General features: G+C 50.8%; 2 tRNA genes and 2 rRNA genes. All 4 read left to right on the plus strand.

Going from position 1 to position 5,448, the window contains the following annotated elements:
- Positions 1-433: 433 nt before the first annotated feature.
- Positions 434-1,970: ribosomal RNA gene (locus tag IEV40_RS14575) — 16S ribosomal RNA — on the plus strand.
- A gap of 81 nt (positions 1,971-2,051) precedes the next feature.
- Positions 2,052-2,128: transfer RNA gene (locus IEV40_RS14580), tRNA-Ile, on the plus strand.
- Between the two features lie 22 nt (positions 2,129-2,150).
- Positions 2,151-2,226: transfer RNA gene (locus IEV40_RS14585), tRNA-Ala, on the plus strand.
- A gap of 284 nt (positions 2,227-2,510) precedes the next feature.
- Positions 2,511-5,386 (plus strand): 23S ribosomal RNA (locus tag IEV40_RS14590).
- The 16S and 23S rRNA genes sit together here with 2 tRNA genes alongside, the layout of an rRNA operon.
- Positions 5,387-5,448: the final 62 nt, after the last annotated feature.

Raw genomic sequence — 5,448 nt, forward strand, 5'->3', positions numbered from 1 at the left:
TATAGTTCGCCTCCCGTTGCGAGACGGGGCTAAAAAGAAGGTGTTGACCGAGGTGCGTAGCGCTGGTTGAACTGGATTTTTGGTGAGGTTGTTGGGGTGGTTTTTGGCGGTACTTGTTGAACGGATTTTGTTGAGAAGTTTGAACAAAGTAGTTGACGAGATCAAAAAAACGCCGCATAATCTCGTTTCTCTGCTGCTGACGAACAAAACGATTCGCAGCGACGCTGAAAGATAGGCGAAGCAGGACAGGTTCTTTAAAAATTAACAGCCGATAAGTGTGGGCGTTTGATGGAAGTGCGGCAGCGCAAGCTGCAAGCTCAAAACATTAAATGCTCACAAAGAAATATAGGTAAGTTCGCAAGAACATACCTGTCAGTATTTTGAGTGAGCGACCGATTCGAAAGAATCAGCCAGAAATGGCAAAACAGAGATTGAACTGAAGAGTTTGATCCTGGCTCAGATTGAACGCTGGCGGCATGCCTTACACATGCAAGTCGAACGGCAGCATAGGAGCTTGCTCCTGATGGCGAGTGGCGAACGGGTGAGTAATATATCGGAACGTGCCCTAGAGTGGGGGATAACTAGTCGAAAGATTAGCTAATACCGCATACGATCTACGGATGAAAGTGGGGGATCGCAAGACCTCATGCTCTTGGAGTGGCCGATATCTGATTAGCTAGTTGGTGGGGTAAAAGCTCACCAAGGCGACGATCAGTAGCTGGTCTGAGAGGACGACCAGCCACACTGGAACTGAGACACGGTCCAGACTCCTACGGGAGGCAGCAGTGGGGAATTTTGGACAATGGGCGCAAGCCTGATCCAGCAATGCCGCGTGAGTGAAGAAGGCCTTCGGGTTGTAAAGCTCTTTTGTCAGGGAAGAAACGGTGAGGGCTAATATCCTTTGCTAATGACGGTACCTGAAGAATAAGCACCGGCTAACTACGTGCCAGCAGCCGCGGTAATACGTAGGGTGCAAGCGTTAATCGGAATTACTGGGCGTAAAGCGTGCGCAGGCGGTTGTGCAAGACAGATGTGAAATCCCCGGGCTCAACCTGGGAATTGCATTTGTGACTGCACGGCTAGAGTGTGTCAGAGGGGGGTAGAATTCCACGTGTAGCAGTGAAATGCGTAGAGATGTGGAGGAATACCGATGGCGAAGGCAGCCCCCTGGGATAACACTGACGCTCATGCACGAAAGCGTGGGGAGCAAACAGGATTAGATACCCTGGTAGTCCACGCCCTAAACGATGTCAACTAGTTGTTGGGTCTTAATTGACTTGGTAACGCAGCTAACGCGTGAAGTTGACCGCCTGGGGAGTACGGTCGCAAGATTAAAACTCAAAGGAATTGACGGGGACCCGCACAAGCGGTGGATGATGTGGATTAATTCGATGCAACGCGAAAAACCTTACCTACCCTTGACATGTCCGGAATCCCTGAGAGATCAGGGAGTGCTCGAAAGAGAATCGGAACACAGGTGCTGCATGGCTGTCGTCAGCTCGTGTCGTGAGATGTTGGGTTAAGTCCCGCAACGAGCGCAACCCTTGTCATTAGTTGCTACATTTAGTTGGGCACTCTAATGAGACTGCCGGTGACAAACCGGAGGAAGGTGGGGATGACGTCAAGTCCTCATGGCCCTTATGGGTAGGGCTTCACACGTCATACAATGGTACATACAGAGGGCCGCCAACCCGCGAGGGGGAGCTAATCCCAGAAAGTGTATCGTAGTCCGGATTGTAGTCTGCAACTCGACTACATGAAGTTGGAATCGCTAGTAATCGCGGATCAGCATGTCGCGGTGAATACGTTCCCGGGTCTTGTACACACCGCCCGTCACACCATGGGAGCGGGTTTCACCAGAAGTGGGTAGCCTAACCGCAAGGAGGGCGCTTACCACGGTGGGATTCGTGACTGGGGTGAAGTCGTAACAAGGTAGCCGTATCGGAAGGTGCGGCTGGATCACCTCCTTTCTAGAGTATGCACGGAAATTAAGCGTCCACACTTATCGCGCTGTTATCAAGAGACAGAACAGTGAATGTACTGATCCGAACGGGTCTGTAGCTCAGTTGGTTAGAGCACCGTGTTGATAACGCGGGGGTCGTTGGTTCGAGCCCAACCAGACCCACCAAGAATAAGGTTGTGCCGGTTTCGGGGGTTTAGCTCAGCTGGGAGAGCACCTGCTTTGCAAGCAGGGGGTCGTCGGTTCGATCCCGTCAACCTCCACCAAGACATCAAACCTAAGTCGATCAAGCGATTGATTGGATTTAGGTTTGATCTTTTAACGATCATTGGCTGTTTTTTGTTCTTTAACAATCTGGAAGAAGTAAAGATTTATTGGTGCGTGCCAATGATGCGAAAGCGTTGTTGGGATGTGCTGATGGGTTTTGATTGTATCAATCAAAGTATTATCGAAGTGATCTTAGCAATTAGAAGACTTACTTTGGCAATACGGCAAACGCTTAACTCAAATAACTCTGTAACGTCTCTGGCAACAGAGGTCAACGTTATAGGGACAAGTGAATAAGTGCACATGGTGGATGCCTTGGCGATATCAGGCGATGAAGGACGTAGTAGCCTGCGATAAGCTGCGGGGAGCTGGCAAACAAGCTTTGATCCGCAGATTTCCGAATGGGGAAACCCGGCCCTTTGGGTCATCACACACTGAATACATAGGTGTGTGAAGCGAACGCGGCGAACTGAAACATCTAAGTAGCTGCAGGAAAAGAAATCAACCGAGATTCCCAAAGTAGTGGCGAGCGAAATGGGAACAGCCTGCAAGATTTAGCAGTAGTGATAGTAAAACGCTCTGGAAAGTGCGGCCATAGAGGGTGATAGCCCCGTATGCGAAATCATTATTGTGGAACTAGGCTTGCGACAAGTAGGGCGGGACACGTGAAATCCTGTCTGAACATGGGGGGACCATCCTCCAAGGCTAAATACTCGATATCGACCGATAGTGAACCAGTACCGTGAGGGAAAGGCGAAAAGAACCCCGGAAGGGGAGTGAAATAGAACCTGAAACCGTGTGCATACAAACAGTAGGAGCCTCGCAAGGGGTGACTGCGTACCTTTTGTATAATGGGTCAGCGACTTACATTCAGTGGCAAGGTTAACCGTATAGGGAAGCCGTAGAGAAATCGAGTCCGAATAGGGCGTCCAGTCGCTGGGTGTAGACCCGAAACCAAGTGATCTACTCATGGCCAGGTTGAAGGTGCGGTAACACGCACTGGAGGACCGAACCCACTAATGTTGAAAAATTAGGGGATGAGCTGTGGGTAGGGGTGAAAGGCTAAACAAACTTGGAAATAGCTGGTTCTCTCCGAAAACTATTTAGGTAGTGCCTCAAGTATCACCATCGGGGGTAGAGCACTGTTATGGCTAGGGGGTCATCGCGACTTACCAAACCATTGCAAACTCCGAATACCGATGAGTGCGAGCTTGGGAGACAGACGTCGGGTGCTAACGTCCGGCGTCAAGAGGGAAACAACCCAGACCGCCAGCTAAGGTCCCAAAGATTGGCTAAGTGGAAAACGAAGTGGGAAGGCTAAAACAGTCAGGAGGTTGGCTTAGAAGCAGCCATCCTTTAAAGAAAGCGTAATAGCTCACTGATCGAGTCGTCCTGCGCGGAAGATGTAACGGGGCTAAGCCAGTCACCGAAGCTGCGGATATGCATTTATGCATATGGTAGGAGAGCGTTCTGTAAGCCTGCGAAGGTGTCTTGTAAAGGATGCTGGAGGTATCAGAAGTGCGAATGCTGACATGAGTAGCGATAATGGGGGTGAAAAGCCTCCACGCCGTAAGCCCAAGGTTTCCTGTTCAACGTTCATCGGAGCAGGGTGAGTCGGCCCCTAAGGCGAGGCAGAGATGCGTAGCTGATGGGAAGCAGGTTAATATTCCTGCACCGTCGTTAGATGCGATGGGGGGACGGATCGCGGAAGGTTGTCCGGGTGTTGGATGTCCCGGTTTGTGCATCGAAGAAGGCTGTTAGGCAAATCCGGCAGCGTAATTCAAGGGTGTGCGACGAGTGGCCTTGTGCCGCGAAGCAATCGGAAGTGGTTCCAAGAAAAGCCTCTAAGCTTCAGTCTAACGAGACCGTACCGCAAACCGACACAGGTGGGCGAGATGAGTATTCTAAGGCGCTTGAGAGAACTCGGGAGAAGGAACTCGGCAAATTGGTACCGTAACTTCGGGATAAGGTACGCCCTTGTAGTTTGACTGGCCTGCGCCAGAAGGACGAAGGGGTTGCAAAAAATTGGTGGCTGCGACTGTTTAATAAAAACACAGCACTCTGCAAACACGAAAGTGGACGTATAGGGTGTGACTCCTGCCCGGTGCTGGAAGATTAAATGATGGGGTGCAAGCTCTTGATTGAAGTCCCAGTAAACGGCGGCCGTAACTATAACGGTCCTAAGGTAGCGAAATTCCTTGTCGGGTAAGTTCCGACCTGCACGAATGGAGTAACGATGGCCACACTGTCTCCTCCCGAGACTCAGCGAAGTTGAAGTGTTTGTGATGATGCAATCTACCCGCGGCTAGACGGAAAGACCCCATGAACCTTTACTGTAGCTTTGCATTGGACTTTGAACCAATCTGTGTAGGATAGGTGGGAGGCTTTGAAGCAGGAACGCTAGTTTCTGTGGAGCCAACCTTGAAATACCACCCTGGTTTGTTTGAGGTTCTAACCTTGGTCCGTTATCCGGATCGGGGACAGTGCATGGTAGGCAGTTTGACTGGGGCGGTCTCCTCCCAAAGTGTAACGGAGGAGTTCGAAGGTACGCTAGGTACGGTCGGACATCGTGCTAATAGTGCAATGGCATAAGCGTGCTTAACTGCGAGACTGACAAGTCGAGCAGGTACGAAAGTAGGACATAGTGATCCGGTGGTTCTGTATGGAAGGGCCATCGCTCAACGGATAAAAGGTACTCTGGGGATAACAGGCTGATTCCTCCCAAGAGTTCATATCGACGGGGGAGTTTGGCACCTCGATGTCGGCTCATCACATCCTGGGGCTGTAGCCGGTCCCAAGGGTATGGCTGTTCGCCATTTAAAGTGGTACGTGAGCTGGGTTTAAAACGTCGTGAGACAGTTTGGTCCCTATCTGCCGTGGGCGTTGGAAATTTGAAGGGGGCTGCTCCTAGTACGAGAGGACCGGAGTGGACGAACCTCTGGTGTACCGGTTGTCACGCCAGTGGCATTGCCGGGTAGCTATGTTCGGAAGAGATAACCGCTGAAAGCATCTAAGCGGGAAACTTGCCTTAAGATGAGATTTCCCGGAGCCTTGAGCTCCTTGAAGGGTCGTTCGAGACCAGGACGTTGATAGGTCGGGTGTGGAAGTGCAGTAATGCATTAAGCTAACCGATACTAATTGCCCGTAAGGCTTGTCCCTATAACATTGACAGTTATAGTTCAGAGTAGTGTTCGCCAGTGCGACACAATCAAGACCAAAAA

It is taken from the genome of Oxalicibacterium solurbis (assembly GCF_014635845.1).
Taxonomy (GTDB): Bacteria; Pseudomonadota; Gammaproteobacteria; order Burkholderiales; family Burkholderiaceae_D; genus Oxalicibacterium; species Oxalicibacterium solurbis.